Origin of the sequence: Pseudobutyrivibrio sp. (assembly GCF_015057185.1) — a bacterium.
In the GTDB taxonomy this organism is placed as follows: domain Bacteria; phylum Bacillota; class Clostridia; order Lachnospirales; family Lachnospiraceae; genus Pseudobutyrivibrio.
Genome location: NZ_SVEV01000004.1, coordinates 43,153 through 64,761, shown reverse-complemented (window position 1 = coordinate 64,761; position 21,609 = coordinate 43,153). Strand labels below are relative to the sequence as shown.

Genomic DNA, 21,609 nt, shown 5'->3' with positions numbered 1-21,609 from the left:
TTAATTTTTATGAAATAATCATATAAAAAAGAGCGGTTATCTTCCGCTCTTTTTACGATTTCCATTTGTCATTTTCCGACTAGTCTTTTTATACTCCTGTGGTGTCATGCCCGTGTACTTTTTAAAAGATTTTGAAAAATGTGAGAAATTATCAAAGCCAGCCTTTGAGGCAACAATACTAACCGGCAAATTGGTTTTAGTTAGGGTTGTTTTTGCCATTTCCATACGGATCATCACCTCGTAATCCTTGTAGGTATGACCTGTATATTTCTTGAATTCTCTGGTGAAATAATCCTCATTCAGGTGAACATACTCTGCCACTTCCGTCCTAGTAATTCCGCTTGTGATATTGGCTCTAATATAATCCTCAGCCTTGCGAATCCTCTCCACATTATCAACAACGCCAAAATCCTCTGGCGCCACTTCCCAGAATACTCCATAATCGCTTGTGGTATTAGCATCACGTCTTCTTTTTAGCTCCATAAAGCTGTCGTTGCAATACTGAGTGAGCTCATGCTTTTTGGGATAAACTGCTACCCTGAAATCCATTCTGGTATTGATAAAACTGCCAAAACTATCTATGCTCTTACACCATGTCTCCACCGGTAATACATTGCCTTCAGAAACTGCAATAAGCATATAGTTTTGTAAATCCATTTTTGTAATGATAACCTTTACACTATATTCCTCTAACAATTCCTCTAAAACATTTCTAAATACCAGCTTTAGTAAGGCTTCATTCCACTTATTCTTTTTTTGTTCAAAGCGAAGAATATTGATTAAAACTGGATGGTACACTGGCTTTTCAAAGGAATCAAAAAAGGTATTTCTCATTTTTACATAAATTTTTTCAGCTTCAGCATGCTCCCCAGCCTTAGCTTTCAGCAAAAATAATTCCATAAGAGAATCTCTTTGATCCTCCAAGATTTCCGAAGCCTGTTCCAGCTTGTGAATTCTGACCTTTTTATTTGCCTCAATAACTGCCTTAGCAAGAGCAGCCTCCACATCCTCATATCTAGCAGGCTGTAAAATATAGTCAAAGCCACCTAGCTGAATTGCTTCTCTTGCATAGGCGAAATCTGCATGGCTAGTCAAAAACAGTCCAACTATATTGGGAAACTTTTTTCTCATCCACCTAAATAATGAAATACCATCCTCCTCTGGCATCTCAATATCTGTAAGTAATATATCAATGTCAAAATTAAGCATAACAAGTCTAGCTTCCATAGCACTGTAAGCAGTATAAACCTCATCTATGCCTACACTCCTATAATTTAAGCTATTAGCTAAACTATCTGCTACAACTCTTTGATCATCAACAATTAACAAATTCATTATTCTCAACCCCTTGTTCCAAATACGGCAAAAACAAATTGCTCACAGCTCCATTATCATTTGCAAAAATGCATTCGAAGCTCTTACCATATAATAGCTTACATCTTCTTTTAAGATTATTAATACCTACATTTTCAAGCCCTTCCTTAGGCTCATCATTTATGATATCAAGTACCTGAGTAGGATACCCCTCTCCATTATCTCGAATGTATAAATCTAAAATCTGCTCTTCATCTGCATCCAATTCATTTATAGAAATATAAATAATCAGCTCATTGCTATTGTTTCCCAGCTTTGCATATTTAAAACTATTTTCCACAAAGGTTTGAATGCATAGATTAGGAACAAGCCAATCTGAACGCTCCACCTTTACCTGCCACTGAATATTGATTACTCTATCTGTCATTTCCTGCTGAAGAGCTACATAGTTTTTCACATAGTCTATTTCTGACTGAAGTGGCACCAGTTGTTTTTCCAGGGTTAAAAGGTATCGTAAATGCGTAGATAAATGCATGATAACATCCTGTATCTTTCTAGTATCCTTATTCATTGCCATGACATTTAGGGTTTTTAAACCATTTAGATAAAAATGAGGTTTCAGCTGTAATGACAAATACTGAAGATGAGCACGCTGGGCATCCAATTCATTTTCGTATGCTACCATTTTTTGCTTTTGAATCTCATCAATCATTTTATCAGTGGTATCAATAACTGTCTGTATTTCACTGAATCTTGATTTGGATAAAATCTTATTTGATAAATCTCCGGCCCCAATCCTTTTCATCTCACCAATTAACTGAGTTAAAGGCATTAGAAGCTGCCTCTCTAGATTCTTGTAAGCAATAATGGCAAGTACAATAACCAAAAGAGTAAATCCCACAAGTACCATCAACTGAACATTTACCAGTGTAAAAAAGTTAATTGGCATAGCAGCGTATATTACCACTCCAGAATTTGGTACACTTTTATGAAAAATATAATAACCATTCAGACTATCAGTTTTAGTATCTACTTCTGAAAAATCAGATGATACCCCCTCTTCTCCTAATATCTTGTCATTTTGTTGGAAGAATATTTGAACACCGTCAATACCGATTTCATTTATCATATCTTCTTTCAAATCCGACAATCGATAGTATTCACAAAGAGCAATATTTCCAGAGCGATATACACAAACTCCATAGGTACTGCCATTTACATCATTATAAAACCAAGCTTTATTTGTATAATCGGCAGTTGCTACCGCATATGCGATTTCCTTTAATTCTTCTAAATCATCTACTTCACTTATTTCCTGTCTGAAATAATAGTTCTTGTGACCAAAATCATCGTAAAAGAAAATATATCCACTAGAACGTTCCTGCATGGTTAGTCGGGTTTTTAGTCTTTCGCTGAGACCATAGGCCGCCTGCATACTATCAACCCCTTCGGAATACTGTAAATAATCGAAGTTGTCATCATATGAATAGATATCATACATTTCAGAATTAATCGCTTCTAAATCCTTGGCAGCCTTCTGGGAATATTGATACATAATGTTATCAACATTTAGCTTTATATTTTTCTGATAATCCACAAATTCATAGCATATCAACGTAACCAGAAATAAAAGTATTAGACCGGAAACTATTACCACCGCATACTTTGCACTTTTTTGTAAAGACATTACCCCTAACTCCAATTCAAAACCAACTTAACCGCATATAAACGGTGATTAGTCTATAGTAAATGTATATTCAGCTTTGTTCAAGCCGTTTCCAATAACTGATATATTTGCTTCTCCCTTTGTTATACCACTGCGAATTACTGCCATTGCACGACCTTTGTAGGTCTTAGCTTTTCCTATTTTATAGTTTTCATCAGTGATAGGATTTGATGAGCCAAAACCGAGAAGCTCCACATTATCTGAAACCTCTATAGAAAGCTCAATATCCTGATGTGTTACAAGCTCTCCATTATTATCAATTAGCTCTATAGGTACATAAAGCAGGCTCTTTCCGTCAGCCTTTATTACCTCTTTTTCTGGTTTTACCTGAATTGTTACTGCCTCTCCTGTTGTTGCAATAGTATCTCTGGAGATTTCCTTTCCATCCTTATAGCTGATGGCAACCACCTCTCCTGGAGTATACACTGTTTCAAAGATAAAGCTAAGTGGTAAATCCTCAACTGCAAGGGCTTCTCCCTGCTTTTTCCTACCTATTGAATTTCCATTTACGACTAATTCTACTTCATCACCATTGCTAAATACTAACAGCTTTATCGGCTTACCTTCAAAGCCTTTCCAATTCCAGTTAGCTGAAACATCGGTAAATCCCCACATACTAACAATTTCTGTCTTTCCGTAGGTTTTTGGGTCATATGCAAATAAATGTGTTTCTTTCGACCCCCAAACCACACGTCTATAGTATCCCTGTGGAAGAATATTACCATTTATATCCACATCAGCATCATTGGCTAGTCTCCATGGAAATTCTGATGAATGGGACATAAGGGCAAAAGGACCTGCTTTTATCCTTGGGTCATTCTCCTCCACAAAAACAGTTTTTCCTATGCCTGCCTCTCCAATATAATCAAAGGCGGTCCATGTGAAATCACCTATCACATAGTCTGTAGATTCAACCATTGGCCATCGTTTGCCGATTTCCTTTGGATAATTCTCTGAACCAAGAATTACACGCTCAGGATAAAGCTCATGATCTCTTTTATATTTATCCTCCATATAGTTGTAGCCAACAATGTCAAGACCATTTGTGAATGCCTCAGAATAATTTTCCCATGATAAATCCTCAGCACCCATATCTACATTTTGAACACCAGCTTCGCCTCCTAGCATTGTACGAAGCTTTTTCATATCCTCCTCTGTCAGCTCATCATCAAGCCCACTCCAGTAAGAACAAATACCATTAGAAATAGGTCTACTAGCATCTAGATTTCTTAGATAGTTTACAAGCTTAGTGGCTAACGTATATCCGTTACCTAATCCTCCTCGTTCAGGGATTTCATTTCCCACAGACCATATTATTACTGACGGATGACATCTATCTCTTTTGATAAATGCAGACAAATCCTTTTGCCAATCATTTTCAAAAAACATATTGTAATCCCCTGGCTGCTTCATAATTCCCCAAGCATCAAAAGCCTCGGAAAATACATATATTCCGATTCTATCGCATGCCTCCATAAATGCCTTAGATGGTGGATTGTGTGTAGTTCGAACTGCATTAAATCCTATTTTTTTCAATATAGATAGCTTACGATATTCAGCATCATATAACGAAACAGCTCCTATTAAACCATTGTCATGGTGAAGGCATCCACCCTTAAGCTTTACCGATTTATTGTTAATCCTAAGACCATTTGTGGAATCAGCAGAAATAGTGCGAATACCAAAAATAGTATCTGATTCGTCACATGTGCCATCATTAATCTGTATATGATGAGTTCTAAACTGACCCAAGTCTGTTACTTTGGCACACACCCTGTATAAATTAGGATTATCACAATCCCATAAGGTTGGCTCATCTACAGTGATTGGAATATAGGCAGTTTCATGGCTTACTGGATTTACCTGGATTTTACTCTTTCTATCCACAACTACTTGTCCAGTTTTATCATCCTTAAGACAAACCTGGACTTGTACCATCTTATTCTCTAAAGTCTTATTCTCAATTGTTATCTCTGTCTGCAGGAAGGCTCTTCTAGGTTTGCCTGCCTCATCCCAGTCTATAGACTTCGTATATGCGTATATCCCATCAATTGCCACATGTACAGGTGGAACATGCACCAGATTTACTGAACGAAAAATACCTGCACCAGAATACCACCTACTATTTGGCTGCATACTAGGGTTAACAGTAATTGTCACTCTATTTTCTTTTCCAAAATATAGGTAAGGAGTGATATCAACGCTGAATGGAGAATAACCATAGTGCTGTAAAGCCACCTTGCCACCATTAATATCAATGGTAGCGTTCATCATAACTCCATCAAATTGAAGATATATTATCTCATCCTTCCATTCCTCAGGTATGAGAATCTTTTTAGTATAATACGCTACTCCAGCTGTAAAATATCCACTTGCTGGTCCTGCAGGAGCATTCTTTTCCACATTTTCTTCTATCATGTAATCATGTGGTAGGTTAACTACTCTAGAACTATCTTCTCCCATAAGAGCAGCCATTCCGCCGTACAGACCATGATTGAATTTCCATTCTCTATCAATATTTATTACTCGCATGATATAATCCCCCTAATATAAGAATTGGGATAATTGTATCACTACAATTATCCCAAGTGTCCGACCAAAATTGTTCATTTTCCGACATTTACTGCGCAAATATTGCAAGCTTGCAAAATAAATCCTCAAGAGTAAGTCTATAATCCATTTTATCGTATACACGAATCTTTCTATTATTTGTATCTAGCTTGTATTCCATGGTCTCGTAATCGAATTCTGGTGCATTTATCTCATGATATAAATCTGTTCTCTGTCCCTCATGCATAAGTGCTGCCACAACACCTTCATCACCTAGTCCCCAAAGCTCTCCGTGAGGCCAATTAAAATCAGGGAGCATTTCAGCTAAATTAACATTCAACTCAGTAAGCTCATCAAATAAGTATTTACCAAGCTTGCCATGTGGCATTACTTTACACTGGAGCTCAGCCAGTGATACTGCGAAATTCTTGTAAATATTTGAAGGCACCTGCCAAAGTGGCATTGAAGATTTCATAACTACATTGGCTGCTGCAATATCCTGAGAAAGATTGAACTCCTCTCCCCCCTTTGGATACTCACCACCGCCTATCCATATTGCTGTCATTCTGTCACATATTTTAGGCTCCATTAAAATTGCACTGGCTAAATCAGTGATTGCCCCCTGAAGACCAATAAACAAAGGTCTTGGGTCATCCTTCATTGCCTCTTCAATTATGAATCTGGCTCCATCAGAATCAATAGGGGTTTGTTCGTCAGGCATTGCTGTTGGTGCTCCACACTTTACTGGATATTCTCCAATCAAATCCATAGCTTCAAGGACTCTCAAAATCTCCTCATAGCTGGCCTGAGCTGTGGCACCATCAGGATATCTGCCATAGCTCTTATCAAAATGTGCTGCTATTATTCCCTTGACATCCAAAAGCGGAGTCATTAGACAATGTGCAACTGTATATTGATCATCTGCCTCGTTTTTACAATCTGTATGAATAATATATCTAACCTTTTTACAATCTGGAACTGTATACGCTAGTTTCCCCATTTTTGTCTCCTATCTAAACCTTCTCAACTGCTGCCTTCCAACCAGCATATTTATCTTTTGCAAGCCTTTCATCCATCACTGGACTGTAGGTGTTGCGTTTCATCTTTGAAAAAATTTCATCGGACCACATGCCAAGTGATATTCCTGCCAGGTAGGCTGCTCCTATTCCAGAAAGCTCCTCCTGATTAGGGACCTGAACATTTAGTCCTGAAATATCGCTTTGGAACTGCATCAAATATCCATTTCTAGTTGGGCCTCCGTCAACACGAAGCTCTGATATAGCATCACCTGCATCCTGACCCATGGCTTTTATTATATCAGTTATTTGGTATGCGATACACTCGAGGGCTGCACGAACCAGTTCTTTTTTCTTAGTTGTTCTATCCATGCCAACTATTGCTGCTTTAGCATGAGAATTCCAATATGGTGCTCCAAGTCCAGTAAATGCTGGCACCAAATAAAGTGAATCATTTTTGTTTGCTGCCATGGCAAGACTTTCAGTATCAGCAGCACTTTCAATGAGCTCCATATCATCCTTGAGCCATGTGATTACTGCTCCGGTGTAGTTTAAATTGCCCTCTAGCACATAGTTAACCTTGCCATCAATCCCCCATGCCAGAGATGTAACAAGACCATTTTTACTGAGAAGGGGATTTTCGCCAATATTCATCATGATTGATGAACCTGTACCATAGGTAGCCTTAGCCATGCCTGCCATTCTGCAGCCCTGTCCAAATAGTGCGCCATGACTATCGCCTAAAACTGACTGAATAGGTATTGGCTCTGTAAACAAGCCTTCAAAATCCGTATATCCGTAGCACGCATTTGAGTCCATAACCTTTGGCATATCCTCAGGATTAATACCAAATAGCTTGCATATTTCCTCATCCCACTTCAACTCAAAAATATTAAATAACTGAGTGCGGCTGGCATTGGAATAATCTGTTGCATACACTTCACCCTTGGTTAAGCGATATACCAGATAGCTATCCACTGTTCCATGACATATTCCATGTCTCTTTTGCTTTTCCTTAGCTCCCTCAGTATTTTCTATAAGCCATGCAATTTTGCTGGCAGGGAAATATGGTGAGAGTTTGATTCCGGTCTTTTCAAATACTTTTTGGGAGGAAGTCTTTACATCATCTCTCTCACATATTTCTGTTGCCCTGGCACACTGCCAAACTATTGCATTATTAAGAGATAATCCAGTTTTTTTATCCCAGAGAACACTGGTTTCGCGCTGATTACTGATTCCAATTCCTAAAATTTTTTCTGGGCTGACATTTGCCTTTGCAAGAACCCCTCTGACTGCCTTTATCACATTCTCATAGATTTCCTCTGGATTATGGCTAACCCATCCTAAATCATTAACAATTTGCTTGTGTGGCACGTCTGCTCTGCACATAAGGGTACCATTTTTATCAAATAAAAGTGCCTTTGTACCTTGTGTACTTTGATCAATACTAATTAAATAATTTTTTTCCATAACATTGTCCTAGTGCAAATTATTAATTACCGTATTTGCGATACCCTCTCCATTTAATCCATAGTAGTCAAAAACAGCCTTTGATTTGCCTGTGATTACATGATCATCAGGTAGTGCCAGCTGTATAACCTTAACTGGCTTGTTTGCTGATACTACTCCTGCTACAACTGAGCCTAAACCTCCAAATGGAGCATGCTCCTCAACTGACACTACAAGCTCTGCATCAGCTGCTGCATTTATCAATGCTTTGCTATCGAATGGTTTTACACAGTACATATCAAGTACAGTAACTGCATAGTTTTTTTCCTGTAAAAGCTTAGCAGCTTCAATTGATGGACGTACCATTTCACCGCAGGCAACAATAACAACCTTTTTCTCATTATTCTGACCATATTTATGCACAGTAGCCTTGTCCATCTCAAATGGAATGTTATCCTCTGAGTAAATGTCCTCCACTGGGTTTCTACCAACTCTTACATAGGCTGGTTTGTCATCCTCTAAAAGCTTTTCTATCAACTTTGCTGTTTGGAATCTATCACTTGGCAGATATACTCTCATATTTGGAATGGCTGACATGGCTGCAATATCCTGAGCACTGTGATGACTCATTCCAAGCTCGCCATAGCTAATACCACCACTGATACCTATAAGCTTTACATTTGTATTTGAATATGCAACATCAACCTTTGCCTGCTCATATGAACGTGTTGAAATGAAGCATGCTGGTGAGAAGCAATATGGCTTTTTACCAACATGAGCCATACCTGCTGCTATACCAACCAAGTTCTGTTCTGCAATACCTACCTCTACTGATTGCTCTGGAAACTCATTAAAAAAAGGAGTCATTGAAGCAGAGCCTCTTGAATCAGAACAAAGTGCAATAATGTCCTTATCATTTTTTGCGTGAGCCATTAATGTCTCACAAATAGCCTGTCTGTTTGGAATCTTATTCATTTGCCACTGCCTCCTTTCTTGCGTCTAATGATTGCATAATTAATTTATATTCCTCTTCATTTGGAACATGATGATGCCAGCTGGCTTTATTTTCCATTACTTCGCCACCGCCAAAGCCTTTTATCGTATTTGCGATAATACAAGTTGGCATTCCTTTTACTGTCTTTGCCTGATTAAAGGCATTATCCATTTCTTCTATACTATTTCCATTAGCTTCAATCACATTCCAGCCAAAGCTTTCAATCTGAGCATGAAGATTCTCATGAGTCATAACATCCTCTGTAGTACCAGAAATCTGAAGCTTATTTCTATCAACAACAGCCACAAGGTTATCTAGCTTATAGTGACCTGCTGCCATAAAGCCTTCCCAAACTGAGCCCTCAGCTACCTCACCATCGCCCATAACTACATATACTCTGCTTGGACGATTATCCTTTTTGCAGGCAATAGCCATACCAACAGCTACTGGAAGACCATGTCCAAGTGAACCAGAATTCATTTCAATACCATCAATCTCATTATTTGGATGACCAATGAATTTTGACCCAAACTGTGAAAATGTATTAATAAGCTCATCAGTATCAAAAAATCCCTTTGCAGCTAAAACAGCATAATAGCTCTCCACAGAGTGTCCCTTACTCATAATGAAATAATCACGATTTGGATCATCCTTATTTTCAGGACTAATATTCATTTGATTAAAATACAAATCCACCAGTGTCTCCATAACAGAGAAATCTCCGCCTATGTGACCACCACCAGATTTCATAATCATTTCGACCACTACCTTACGCAGGTCCATAGCTTTGACGCTTAAATCTTTGTAATTCATATTAACTCCTAATCCGCCAGTTACGACTACAAGCCTTAGTGACTCTCCGCTCAGCTAACATGCTTCGCTTGAGAGATCTAAGAGCTTGATGTCTACTGGCTCATATATTAATTATTTGATACCGTGAATCATGTCTAGCACGTCCTGCTCTACGTCATCGTATAAATCAGGAGTAACTCCTATGTATTTGCATGCCTCGTAGAGGACAGGTACTACGTCTTGATGGATGCCGACGCAGTGATGAATGTATGGACCTTCTACGATTTTAGCTTCAAGTCTTGGCCAGTTTTCTACTTCTACCCAAAGGTATGTTCCCTTTGTGTATGGTCCATCAATACCCTTTGCGTTTCCAAGAAGTAAAGAGTAATTTCCATCATCACCATCAAATCTGGCAAGCGTGAGAAGTCCATGCTTTGCCTCAGCCTCAACTGCACCTGGATGATCAAAAGCCAAAGGATATCCGATTGTTGGCTTGCAGCTTGCGCATGAGATAGGCCATGGTCCGCAGTGCTGTAGCAATTCTCCATTGTCATTGTCAGGATGTCTTACAGTCCAATCTGCAAAGAATGAACGAGTCTCATCCATACCTGCTGCCTCAACCATAAGTGCTGTAATAGCACCGTGAATATCTGTCTCACATACAAGTGGAAACCCTTCTTCATTTAAGAGTGAGTTTGCAGCACATGGCATGATGCCAATTTCTGACTGAAGAGCATTCCAACACTGAATAGCACCTGCATTACAGCCATATTTTTCAGCTAAATTCTTCATTGCAACCTTTAATGCTGCAACATTTTCAAGTTGTTCATCATTTATCTGTATATTGAATTTTTCCTTGCAATATGCAATTGTCTCTGCAACCTTCTTTCCTTCCTCTTTTGCAGCCTTCATTTCTGCTGTAAGCTCTGGAAGAGGAATAGGTGCCAGCTGGACATTGAATCTTTCAAGGAGCTCACCTTCATTACACATTGTTGACCAGAAATCGAATGGACGTGGTCCAATCTGAAGAATTCTAATGTTTCTAAAGGTCTTTACTACATTACATACTCTAAGGAATCTGTTTATTCCCTCTTCAAAAGCAGCATCCTCTAAATTGCAATTTGTTAAATATGTAAAAGGAATTTTGAATCTTCTAAGGACCTTTCCTGTTGCAAAAATTCCGCACTGGCTATCACGAAGTCTGATACCATTCTCATCTGGTCTTTCATCTCTTGGTCCCCAGATAAGAACAGGTAAATCCATGCTCTTTGCCAGACGAGCAACCTCATACTCTGTTCCGAAATTTCCATGTGGGAAGAATAATCCATCAACCCCTTCTGCTTTAAACTTTGCCTCTATTTTTATGCGGTCCTCATCATTGTGTAATAGACCATCCTCCGAAATATCATCAATGTCAACAAATTCAACCCCCATGCTCTTTAACTTTTCACGGGTATAATTTGCGTACTCTACCGCTGCTGGTGCACTAAAAATACTTCTTCTTGTTGGTGCAAAACCAAGTTTTATCTTTGCCATTTCTTCTCCTCCTTTTTGGGATAACCCCCTTTACGATTTCCTTCTTAATTGTTAATATAAAGTCACGTAAACTTTATTTCTATATTTTGTAAAGTTAATATAACTTTATTTTTACTTTATTTTTCAGGAGGCTGAATATGGCTATCACAGCAAAGGAACTGGCAAAACAACTTAATATCAGCGCAACAGCTGTATCCATGGCCCTCAATAACAAACCAGGTGTCAGCACCGAGACCAGACAAATGATTATTCATGCTGCCGAGGAGGCAGGTTTTGATTTTTCTAAAATCAAAACAAACAATGATATTACCGGAAGCATTTACGTAATTTTCTATAAAACTCACAATGCCATTTTGAGCTACACTCCTATTTTTGAAGAGCTCTATCAGGGAGTTAAGGAAGAATGTCAGAAGAAAAAAATAAACACCAGGTTGATGCAGTTCTATGAGAAAACAGATGATTTAGATGAATGTTTTGCTGAGCTTCGAGGAAATGACTGTATTGGAATTGTCCTTGTAGGTACAGAAATTACAAAAGAAGTTTGTGAGAAATTTATAAAGCTAGGTATTCCACTTACTTTGCTGGATACCTATTTTGATTCTTTGGATTGCAATAGTGTTTTGATTAACAACTCTCAGGGCAGCTACGTTGCCACTAATTATCTTATTAGTCTCACAGGTAGCCAACCAGGATACCTACAGTCTAGTTATCCTATCTACAACTTTGCCGCAAGACAAGAGGGATATTTTAAGGCAATAAAAGAGAACGGAATGTCAAAATCCCGTTCTATTATCCATAAACTAGCTCCATCAATAGAAGACGCCATGGCAGATATGCTTGAAATTCTTGATGAAGGTGCCGATATTGCCCGCTCATATTTTGCTGATAATGACATTATTGCCATTGGCGCTATAAAGGCATTTAAGCTACGTGGCTACCGTATACCTGAAGATATTTCAATTATTGGTTTTGATAATATTAACGAAGGTCGAATCATCGAGCCATCTCTTACAACAATGGACGTGCCACGACTTTTCATAGGAAAAACCGCGGCACGCCAACTAATTGATCAAATTGAAACTAAGGTATATCACTCATCAAAAATTGAGATTAGTACAAAAATGATAAAGAGATTATCTCATTTTATGCCATAAGCATACGGAACATCTCAATTACCTGCTCCTTTGTAGCCTCACGTGGGTTACCTGGGTAGCATGCATCGTTAAGAGCATCTGTAGCAAGTGTATCAAGATCTTCTTCCTTAATCTTATCAAGTGTCTTAGGAATTCCTACATCCTCAGAGAGTTTCTTGACTGCTGCAATAGCTGCGTCACGATACTCTTCCTGAGACATATTGTCAACGCCCTGTACTCCCATAGCTCTAGCAACCTCGCGGAGTCTCTCCCCAGTATACTCACGATTGAATTCCATAGAGATTGGAAGAAACATAGCACAAGCAACACCGTGTGGTGTGTCATAATGTGCAGAAAGTGTATGAGCCATAGCATGGTCAATACCAAGACCTACGTTAGAGAAGCCCATACCAGCAATGTACTGGCCAAGTGCCATTCCCTCTCGACCTGACTTCTTATTTTCAACAGCATCACGAAGATTTGAAGAGATAAGACGAATAGCCTCAAGATGGAACATGTCTGTCATTTTCCAAGCAGCTCTTGTTGTATATCCTTCGATTGCATGAGTAAGAGCATCCATACCTGTTGCAGCTGTAAGTCCCTTTGGCATTGAACTCATCATCTCTGGATCAACGATAGCTACGATTGGCATATCATGTGTATCAACACATACGAATTTTCTCTCTTTTTCTACATCTGTGATTACGTAGTTAATTGTAACCTCAGCTGCTGTACCTGCTGTTGTTGGAACTGCAATAATAGGTACGCAAGGATTCTTTGTTGGAGCCACACCCTCTAATGAACGAACATCTTCAAACTCTGGGTTTGTGATGATGATACCGATAGCCTTTGAAGTATCCATTGAAGAACCACCACCGATTGCTACGATACAATCAGCACCAGACTTCTTGAATGCTTCTACACCATTCTTTACGTTCTCAATTGTTGGGTTTGGCTTAATATCTGAATAGATTTCATAAGGAATCTTTGCTGCATCAAGAAGGTCTGTAACCTTTCCTGTTACTCCAAACTTAATAAGGTCTGGATCAGATGCTACAAATGCCTTCTTGAATCCATTGTTGTTAATCTCTGTTACTACCTCACTGATAGCGCCTGCACCATGATAAGATGTTGCATTAAGTGAAATTCTGTTTGCCATAACATTTACTCCTTTTCTTTGAAAATGATGAACTCCGATGTGTTTGTTAAATAAATAACACACCCTACTAATGATATTTTATCATCATAGAGTGTGTTAATATAAGTTACAGATATTCACTTGTGTAACATTTACCTAATACTTCCATTGGAAGCTATAACTTTTTTGTACCAATCAAAGCTCTTCTTTTTATATCTATTGCGAGTGCCAGTTCCGTCATCATTAATATCTACATATATAAATCCGTATCTTTTTCTTAACTCCCCTGTTGAAAACGAAACTACATCAATGCATCCCCATGGAGTATAGCCTATTACATCTACACCATCATTAACGATTGCATTTTCTATTTCATTAATATGAGCTTTAAGGTACTCAATTCTGTATGTATCATCACATGTTTTGTCTGGTTTCAGTTCATCAATGGCTCCGAAACCATTTTCTACTATAAAAAGCGGTTTTTCATATCTCTCATAAAGAGCCGACAAAGAATATCTCAATCCAACTGGGTCAATCTGCCAGCCCCAATCAGATTTAGATACATATGGGTTTGGTACATTGTGACAATTTCCACCATAAAGTGCAGCCATTTCATCATAAGCATCTGCCTTTACAGCATTAGACATATAATAGCTAAATCCAATATAATCTACAGTTCCCTGAGCAAGTATTTCCTCATCCTCAGGTAAAATATCAGGCTTACAATTTTCACGTTTCCATTTTGCCTTGATATATGATGGATAGTGTCCTCTGCACTGTACATCTGTAAAAAGATATCTGTCATGCATAGCATCGTGAGCCAACATAATATCCTCTGGATTACATGAATATGGATAAATCGGAACAAATGCTTCCATACATCCAATTTTGAAATCTGGATTGATTTCATGTCCCTTTTTTACCACCATTGCAGCTGCAACCATTTCATTGTGCACTGCCTGATATAATCCCTTTTGTGGGTTATCCATTTTTGAAAAGAGAATACCAGAGTTCGTCCATCCACACATATCATGGGCTATATTAGTTTGATTGTTGATTTCGTTAAATGTAAGCCAGTATTTAACTTTATCCTTGTAACGCTCCATTACAGTTGTAGCATAACGATAAAAGAAGTCTATTAGCTTTCTATTGATCCAGCCGCCATATTCCTTTGCTAAGAAATATGGCATTTCAAAATGACTTAGGGTAATTACTGGTTCAATATTGTATTTGAGTAATTCATCAAACAAATCATCGTAGAATTCTAACCCCTTCTCATTAGGGACTAACTCATCACCATTTGGGAAAATTCTACTCCATGATATTGATGTTCTAAAGCATTTAAAGCCCATCTCTGCTAAAAGTGCAATATCTTCTTTATATGTATGATAAAAATCAATACCATTGTGATTTGGATAGCTTTCTCCTGCTATAACACCATCTGTAATTTTTCTAGGATTTTCTCGTGAGCCTGCAGTCAACACGTCACATACGCTAGGACCTCTACCGTCTACATTCCATGCACCTTCTAACTGATGTGCCGCAACTGCACCGCCCCATAAAAATTTATCTGGAAAACTCATTTTATAAATCTCTCTTACTCTTTGTTTTTATCCTTATAAAGGAATAATGTTGCTATAAATGTGATTATCATACCAACTAATAATGAAACTAATGTCTCAATTAAACCTCTTCCCTCTGGGCTGATATAGCAGAACAGCAGGAATGGGAATGCTGATGAACCAAAGGAATAACTATATACATGTAAAATACCTGCAATAGCTCCACCAATTAATGATCCAATCATTGAAGCATATAAAGGTGTTTTGTATGCCAAGTTAACACCAAAGAAGGCAGGCTCTGTAACACCACCGAATACTGCTGTTATACCTGAAGAAATAGCTGTACTTCTGAGGTTTTTGTCCTTTGTTCTACATGCTACTCCAAAACAAGCCATACCCTGATTAAGATTTGAAACACCAACAAGGATTGCACTTGGCTCATATCCTAGTGTCATAATGTTGTTGATACCAATTGGAATCAAACCAACATGCATACCTGTTAAAACCATGAATGGATAAATAGCTGCTTGAATTGCAATTGCCACCCAACCAAATCGTATATACATCTCATTTAGAATTGTAGCGAGTCCATCACCTAATATTGCACCAAGTGGAGCAATCACAACAAAAGTAACTGGAATCATAACTACAAGTGTAATTAGCGGCTCCAAAATGTTGCGAAGTGATTCTGGAGACTTCTTAGCAACAAATTTTTCCACATAGCTCATTAAATATACAGAGCAAATTACTGGGAAAATTGTACTAGAGTATGATGCTCCATGAATTGGAAGATTAAAAATTGTAAGCTTTTCGCCTGCTCCAACTAATTCAATAAATGTTGGAGAAATCAGTGCTGCACCAAGCAACATTCCTAAGCTCATATTAGCTCCAAATTTACGTGCAGCTGTAGCACCTACAAATACAGGAAGGAAATAAAATGCTGCATCTGCCACAAAATTGAACACTACTATTGTTGAATTATCTGCTGGTACTATGTTTAAATTTGTAAATATAGTAATGAATACTTTTAATAAACCTGCACCGATAAGCAAAGGTAAAAGAGGAATAACACAACCTGCAATTCCTGATAAAACGGCGCTTACATAATCTCCAAATTTCTTTTTCTTTTTTTCTGCTACATCTTGTTCTACAGCTTCATCGATAGGGCTCTCAGCTTCTAGATTGTTTTCACTACAAATCTTTTTATAAACCTCTCCAACCACTGGTCCAATAATTACCTGAAATTGTTCTCCCGACCAGTTAGTTCCAATAACCCCTGGAATAGCCTTTACTGCTTCATTGTTTACCTTGTCTTTATCTGCTAACTGAAATCGCAAACGTGTCACACAGTGCATAAACTGTTTGATATTCTCTTTACCACCAACAAGATTTATAATTTCATCTGACAATTGTTGATATTTACTTATATCCGCCATATCATTACCCTTTCATCATTCTCGCCTCAAATAGGCTTGTTTTACAATCAAAACAGAATCCGCGGTTATCTGAATAGATTGTAATGATCAATTCTCACATAGGCATAATATCCCAACATCAGGAATTACAGAATACTTTTTTGCCAATAAAAAAAAGGTTATTACTATTGGAATTTGTTTTTCAATAGTAACACCTTGTTTTTTATTCCTCACTTTTTCTGTTTTCCAATTTCTTAGCCATATATTCAATCAAATACAGCACCGGAACATTGGTTGTATAATCGATTTCCTTCCTTCGCTGTGGCATAACACCTGTAGCGATTGCAACATCAGCGAATCGAGCCAGGGAGCAATTAGGATTGCTGGTAATACTAATAACCGTTGATTTAGTATTTTTAACATCTCTAGCCAACTCCAATAACTGGGTAGACTCTCCTGAAATAGACAGGATAACAATTGTAGCATCTAGATTCGGCACCATTCTAGCTGGGTAAAATGGATCTGATATGCATACACTAAACTTGCCAGAATTAGAAACAACCCTGGCTGCATATTGAGCAATTGGCAAGCTATTTCCCAAACCTAAAAACACAATGGTCCCTGATTTAGCCATTATAGTAATAGCTTCCTCTACTTGTTGTTGGAATAGCTCTGATGGAAATCTTTCTGTAAAAAATCGATCAATCTCTGCTTTGTCATCAATTAATACTAATGAATCCTTTTGGCCTATTTTTTCTTTTAATTTGAATTTAAACTCTGAAAAGCCATCACAATCAACCTTTTTACAAAATCTAAGTATTGTTGTCGTTGATACGTGTGTTTCTTTTGCAAGTTCTCGAATTCGCATATACGGAATAGTATTCATATGCTCCACAACATATCTATACACTTCCATTTCTAATTCATTAAAACTCTGAATTTGGTCAGCTTCAAACATTGTTACACCTACAGTATTTCTATTTTTATAAACAATTCTTTTAAAGGGTTTGGCATAGCATCAACCATCAAATCTGCCAACTCCTCCTCAGTTTCCTTCATACCCTTCATCAGCCACTGAACCGTCATATAAATGGATGCCTGACAGTACATTTCAAGAAGCTTTCTGGTGTGATGCTCAGGTGGGGCACCTGTCTTGTCACGAATGAGTGAACAGTAAAATTCATAAATCATAATAAAATCATGCTCTTTTAAATTGTTTTGCTCATCACCCTTGAAGCCAGCTGTAAAAAAGAGTCTTTCCTGCTTGATATACTGGAACTTTTTGATGAGACCATCACGTATAGTCTCGCCCTTGCCCATTTCCTTGAAGGATTGCTCCAATAGACGGTCAAAATACCAGTTCACCAAATCATATTTATCTATGAAATTCCTGTAAAAGCTCTGCCGCGAAACTCCGCATGTTTCCACTATCTGTTTTACAGTAATATTCTCCACAGATGTGGTCTTCATACATTTCTTCATTGCTTCGGCAAGCTTGTATTTAATGTCTGGCATAGATTCTCCCTTTTATTTCACTCAACATACTCTGCATTAACATATTTAGTTGATCTGGCATTTCCTATTTTTTTTACAGCGCCTGTCTTTACCATTTTACCCAACACAGCCTCTACCGTAGTGGGGCTGACATCCATTAAAATATCACATATTTCCGCCTTGGATACTGGCAGAACACTATTTAAAACCGTTTGTTCTACTCGCTTCGTTTTAGTCAATCTGTTACCATTTACTGTTGAAAAACGCTTATCCAACTCCTTATAGCACTTGTATAGAGTTGACAAGAAATTCTTCATAAACTCAAAATACGAATTACTATTTTCATGCCATCCCTTTGATGATTCCTCTAATGCCTCATAATAGTACTCTTTTGAATTGTTAATTTGCTCTTCAAAAGAAACATATTTACAAACATCAAATCCACTCTTATACATTAAAAGTATTGACAACAATCTAGAAACTCTACCATTACCATCTGTAAAAGGATGAATACATAAGAAATCCAATACAACACATGGAATTAACAATAGATTATTTATATTCGGATTAGATTTAGCATCCATATACGCTAATATCATCTGCTCAACGGCTTCCTTCGTCTCAGCAGCAGACACCGGAGTAAACCTAATTCTTCGCCTACCATCTGCTCCTAATTCCAATATAAGATTATCCTCATCCTTATATTGTCCTGAGAGCTCATAACCTGCGATTTTGCTCATAACTTCATGTATATGTAAAATAGTGTTCTCATTAAATGTCAAATTTCTATGATTTAAATGAATTTCATCAAGTGCATCTCTGTACCCTGCTATTTCACGTTCACTATGATTTAATGGTGCAGTTCCTTTCTCTACAATTTCCTTAATTCTTACATCAGTTGTAATAATGCCTTCTATAGCATTTGACCCCTTTACAGATTGAACCCTTGCTATCCTTTCCAACTCTGTATATATTTTTTTATTTGCGTCTCGCCTATCTGATGAAATAGCATTAAAAGCTGCAATAGATGCTGTTAAATTAACCATATCTGCAGGCAATAATCCATTATCTAAAAAAGAGTAGTCGAATATATGCATAATGCACCTCCGTATCTGCATATATTTTATTACTTTATATGCAGATATACAACAAGTATCTGCATATAATTGGAAGTTTTATATGCAGATACTATCTTTTAATATGCAGATATAAAATTATATTCTTCAAAACACTGCTCTACTTTAATAGTAGGCGTTGATTTTTATATTCTACTTTCCAGAAATGTGGGCGCTCCATATGTTTATCGTTAGGAGAATGAAGTGTAAAAATAATCTCCCCATCGAGATTTTTAAAGAACATTCCATGTCCACCATTTTCAGGATATAATGTCTCATCCTGTAAATGCCATGGTCCGTTCATTGTGCCAGTTTCTGATAAGGCTACTCCTACCGCATATCCGTTAGTGCTCCAGCTTGAAAATATCATGTAAAGATTTCCATCATCCATTTTCATGAAGCTTGGTCCATCGCTGAAATAACAGTCCACCTCTAGTCCAAACTCTGCCTTGGCAAAAGGGACTGGCTTTGCCCAAGTTGCTTCCTTTGGAGAAAAAAGTACCTTTGGCTGTGTAATGGATTCCTGTAAATCTGCTGAGAGCTCTACTACACAAAAATCTCCATCCGCATTTCCGGTACCATCTAGTGCATCCTCAAAGGAATGCGAAAATACTAGATATATTTTTTCCTCATCAAAATATAAAGTTCCGTCAATACAAGTCCATTCATCAGGTGTAAGCCGTTTAGAGTATGGCTCAAATGGACCAGTTGGATTATCTGATTTCAAAATATAGATTCCTTTTTTGAAATCTTTACCACCAAAAGTAGTCACCAGATAATACTTTCCACCACACTTATAACACTCAGGTGCCCAATAGTTTTCTGTAGCAAAAAATCCTTCAGGTCTTTTAAAGATTTCGATTGGTCCTTCAAAATTTTCCAAATCCTTACTTACATAGCAATCAAATCCAAAAGCCTCCCCCCAACAGGTATCACTTCTGGTGCCATACAAATAGTATTTTCCCTCATCCACTAATACATATGGATCACGAATATTTATATCTTCTCTTTTCATTTCTACATTTACTCCAATATAATCTCAGCAATTTTTAAATCTTTTGAATCTATAGCTTTAATTACTAATTCATATTCTCCAGCTGGACATTCAATCAAACCTTCAAAAGCATCATAGTCGCCTGTGGAATTAATATCTACTGTTCCAACATTTTTTCCATTCATCAATACCTGAACTTTTCCTTTTCCTAATGCTGTAACTTTAATCTTTTCAAAATCTACAGTACTTTTAACATATCTAAATACTGCTTCACTTTCCGCTTTGAAATTAGTAAGGACCTCTTGATACTTTTCATCAATATCTATATAGCATCCTCCATGAACCTCACAAGCCATATACCCCATTATCTTTTCTCCAAGGGCAAATGGCTCTCCTACTCCCTGTGATGTCATTTTTACCTCTGGTATCGTACCATCTGGTAAAATACTGATTTTCTCGATGCAAAGACGCCTATATAGCTGGCTGTTTCTGCTACATCTATGATAGAAAACATACCATTGACCATTGACGCATTCTATTGACCCATGGTTATTCCAGCTTGCAGGATCACATGATGCGTTATCTACTATTATTCCTTTATATTCAAATGGTCCAAGAGGTGATTTTGACATTGAATATCCCAGTGATGTTGGTTTGCCTCGCTCCATATCTGCATATACGTAATAATAGTTGTCACCAATTTTTCGCATAGATGAGCCTTCATGGAAATAATGGTTCTCTTCAGTTACAAGATTGTCTATTATTTTATCTCTATCAAAACTAATCATATCCTCATTTAGTTTAACTCCATGGGAAAATAACTGTCCCCAATAATAGTAAGCCTGCCCATCATCATCAACGAATATTGCAGGATCAATACCGCCGCAAGGTAACTGGAACATATTTGTAAACTTTCCTTTAGGAGAGTCTGATATAGCAACACCTTCACTATCATCCGACATACAGAAATAAAAGTAATAGTTGCCATCCTTTTCTATGCAATCTGGAGCAAAAAGAAGTGCAGGCTTAGGCTTATTATTATCAACCTCAAATGCTTCTTTATCTTCAGATCGTTCTGCCATCATCTTCTTTATAAATGGTGTGGGATTAGACCAGTCAATTCCTGGATATTTAGGGGCATCAGGATTATTAAACCATGATACTTGATTTCCCACTAAAGAAGCCTCATCTTCTATTTCCCATAAATTCATATCTTCAGTTGAAACAACATGATACTCCTCACTACAGTACACATCCTCTCTGTTGTCAAAACTTCCATACACATATAGTTTTCCATCTGGCATTACATGGGCTTCACTATCTGGTATATGAATATCTAATGGTAATATTGGATTTCTTTGATTTTCGTATTTCATTATTT

At 37.5% G+C, this 21,609-nt stretch carries 17 protein-coding genes; 1 reads left to right on the top strand and 16 read right to left on the bottom strand.

The window, feature by feature from the left end:
- Positions 1-36 precede the first annotated feature (36 nt).
- The 8 genes from E7276_RS02980 to E7276_RS02945 all read right to left on the bottom strand — a co-directional run bounded on the left by E7276_RS02980 (position 37) and on the right by E7276_RS02945 (position 11,377).
- On the bottom strand, positions 37-1,335 hold the full coding sequence (locus E7276_RS02980) for a helix-turn-helix domain-containing protein (protein WP_294213561.1): 1,299 nt from the start codon (positions 1,333-1,335) through the stop codon (positions 37-39).
- Positions 1,316-3,001 (bottom strand): sensor histidine kinase, encoded by a 1,686-nt coding sequence (locus E7276_RS02975; protein WP_294213560.1) that lies wholly within the window; start codon positions 2,999-3,001, stop codon positions 1,316-1,318. The genes E7276_RS02980 and E7276_RS02975 overlap by 20 nt, the downstream gene beginning before the upstream one ends.
- Positions 3,002-3,049: 48 nt before the next feature.
- Entirely contained in the window at positions 3,050-5,572 is a 2,523-nt protein-coding gene (locus E7276_RS02970; protein ID WP_294213558.1) for a glycoside hydrolase family 2 TIM barrel-domain containing protein, read from the bottom strand.
- 88 nt (positions 5,573-5,660) lie between these two features.
- Complete coding sequence (locus E7276_RS02965; protein WP_294213555.1) at positions 5,661-6,590, bottom strand: nucleoside hydrolase; 930 nt, start codon at positions 6,588-6,590, stop codon at positions 5,661-5,663.
- 13 nt (positions 6,591-6,603) lie between these two features.
- Positions 6,604-8,076 (bottom strand): FGGY-family carbohydrate kinase, encoded by a 1,473-nt coding sequence (locus tag E7276_RS02960; protein ID WP_294213553.1) that lies wholly within the window; start codon positions 8,074-8,076, stop codon positions 6,604-6,606.
- Between the two features lie 9 nt (positions 8,077-8,085).
- Positions 8,086-9,030: a transketolase family protein gene (locus E7276_RS02955; protein WP_294213550.1), complete on the bottom strand. Its 945-nt coding sequence runs from the start codon at positions 9,028-9,030 to the stop codon at positions 8,086-8,088.
- Positions 9,023-9,862, bottom strand: a complete 840-nt coding sequence (locus E7276_RS02950) for a transketolase (RefSeq protein ID WP_294213547.1) — start codon at positions 9,860-9,862, stop codon at positions 9,023-9,025. The genes E7276_RS02955 and E7276_RS02950 overlap by 8 nt, the downstream gene beginning before the upstream one ends.
- A 111-nt stretch (positions 9,863-9,973) precedes the next feature.
- Positions 9,974-11,377, bottom strand: coding sequence for an L-fucose/L-arabinose isomerase family protein (locus E7276_RS02945; protein WP_294213545.1), 1,404 nt, complete (start codon positions 11,375-11,377; stop codon positions 9,974-9,976).
- 137 nt (positions 11,378-11,514) lie between these two features.
- On the opposite strand from E7276_RS02945, the gene E7276_RS02940 reads away from it, so the two are divergent.
- A complete protein-coding gene (locus E7276_RS02940) occupies positions 11,515-12,531 on the top strand; it encodes a LacI family DNA-binding transcriptional regulator (protein WP_294213543.1) in 1,017 nt (338 codons plus the stop codon).
- Here the strand turns inward: E7276_RS02940 and fucO are convergent.
- The 8 genes from fucO to E7276_RS02900 all read right to left on the bottom strand — a co-directional run bounded on the left by fucO (position 12,521) and on the right by E7276_RS02900 (position 21,604).
- On the bottom strand, positions 12,521-13,669 hold the full coding sequence (gene fucO / locus E7276_RS02935) for a lactaldehyde reductase (RefSeq protein ID WP_294213539.1): 1,149 nt from the start codon (positions 13,667-13,669) through the stop codon (positions 12,521-12,523). The genes E7276_RS02940 and fucO overlap by 11 nt on opposite strands.
- Before the next feature lie 131 nt (positions 13,670-13,800).
- Positions 13,801-15,231 carry a 6-phospho-beta-glucosidase gene (locus tag E7276_RS02930; protein WP_294213536.1) on the bottom strand — a complete coding sequence of 477 codons (1,431 nt, stop codon included), beginning with the start codon at positions 15,229-15,231 and terminating at the stop codon, positions 13,801-13,803.
- Positions 15,232-15,245: 14 nt separating this feature from the next.
- The gene (locus E7276_RS02925) at positions 15,246-16,646 is read right to left on the bottom strand and encodes a PTS transporter subunit EIIC (RefSeq protein ID WP_294213534.1); all 1,401 of its coding nucleotides are present in this window, start codon (positions 16,644-16,646) and stop codon (positions 15,246-15,248) included.
- A 202-nt stretch (positions 16,647-16,848) separates the two neighbouring features.
- Positions 16,849-17,583 carry a MurR/RpiR family transcriptional regulator gene (locus E7276_RS02920; protein ID WP_294213531.1) on the bottom strand — a complete coding sequence of 245 codons (735 nt, stop codon included), beginning with the start codon at positions 17,581-17,583 and terminating at the stop codon, positions 16,849-16,851.
- A gap of 8 nt (positions 17,584-17,591) precedes the next feature.
- Positions 17,592-18,140, bottom strand: coding sequence for a TetR/AcrR family transcriptional regulator (locus E7276_RS02915; RefSeq protein WP_294213529.1), 549 nt, complete (start codon positions 18,138-18,140; stop codon positions 17,592-17,594).
- Positions 18,141-18,157: 17 nt separating this feature from the next.
- The gene (locus tag E7276_RS02910; RefSeq protein ID WP_294213526.1) at positions 18,158-19,216 is read right to left on the bottom strand and encodes a Fic family protein; all 1,059 of its coding nucleotides are present in this window, start codon (positions 19,214-19,216) and stop codon (positions 18,158-18,160) included.
- Between the two features lie 139 nt (positions 19,217-19,355).
- Positions 19,356-20,249 (bottom strand): glycoside hydrolase family 43 protein, encoded by an 894-nt coding sequence (locus E7276_RS02905; RefSeq protein WP_294213523.1) that lies wholly within the window; start codon positions 20,247-20,249, stop codon positions 19,356-19,358.
- Between the two features lie 8 nt (positions 20,250-20,257).
- Entirely contained in the window at positions 20,258-21,604 is a 1,347-nt protein-coding gene (locus tag E7276_RS02900) for a family 43 glycosylhydrolase (RefSeq protein WP_294213518.1), read from the bottom strand.
- Between the last annotated feature and the right edge of the window lie 5 nt (positions 21,605-21,609).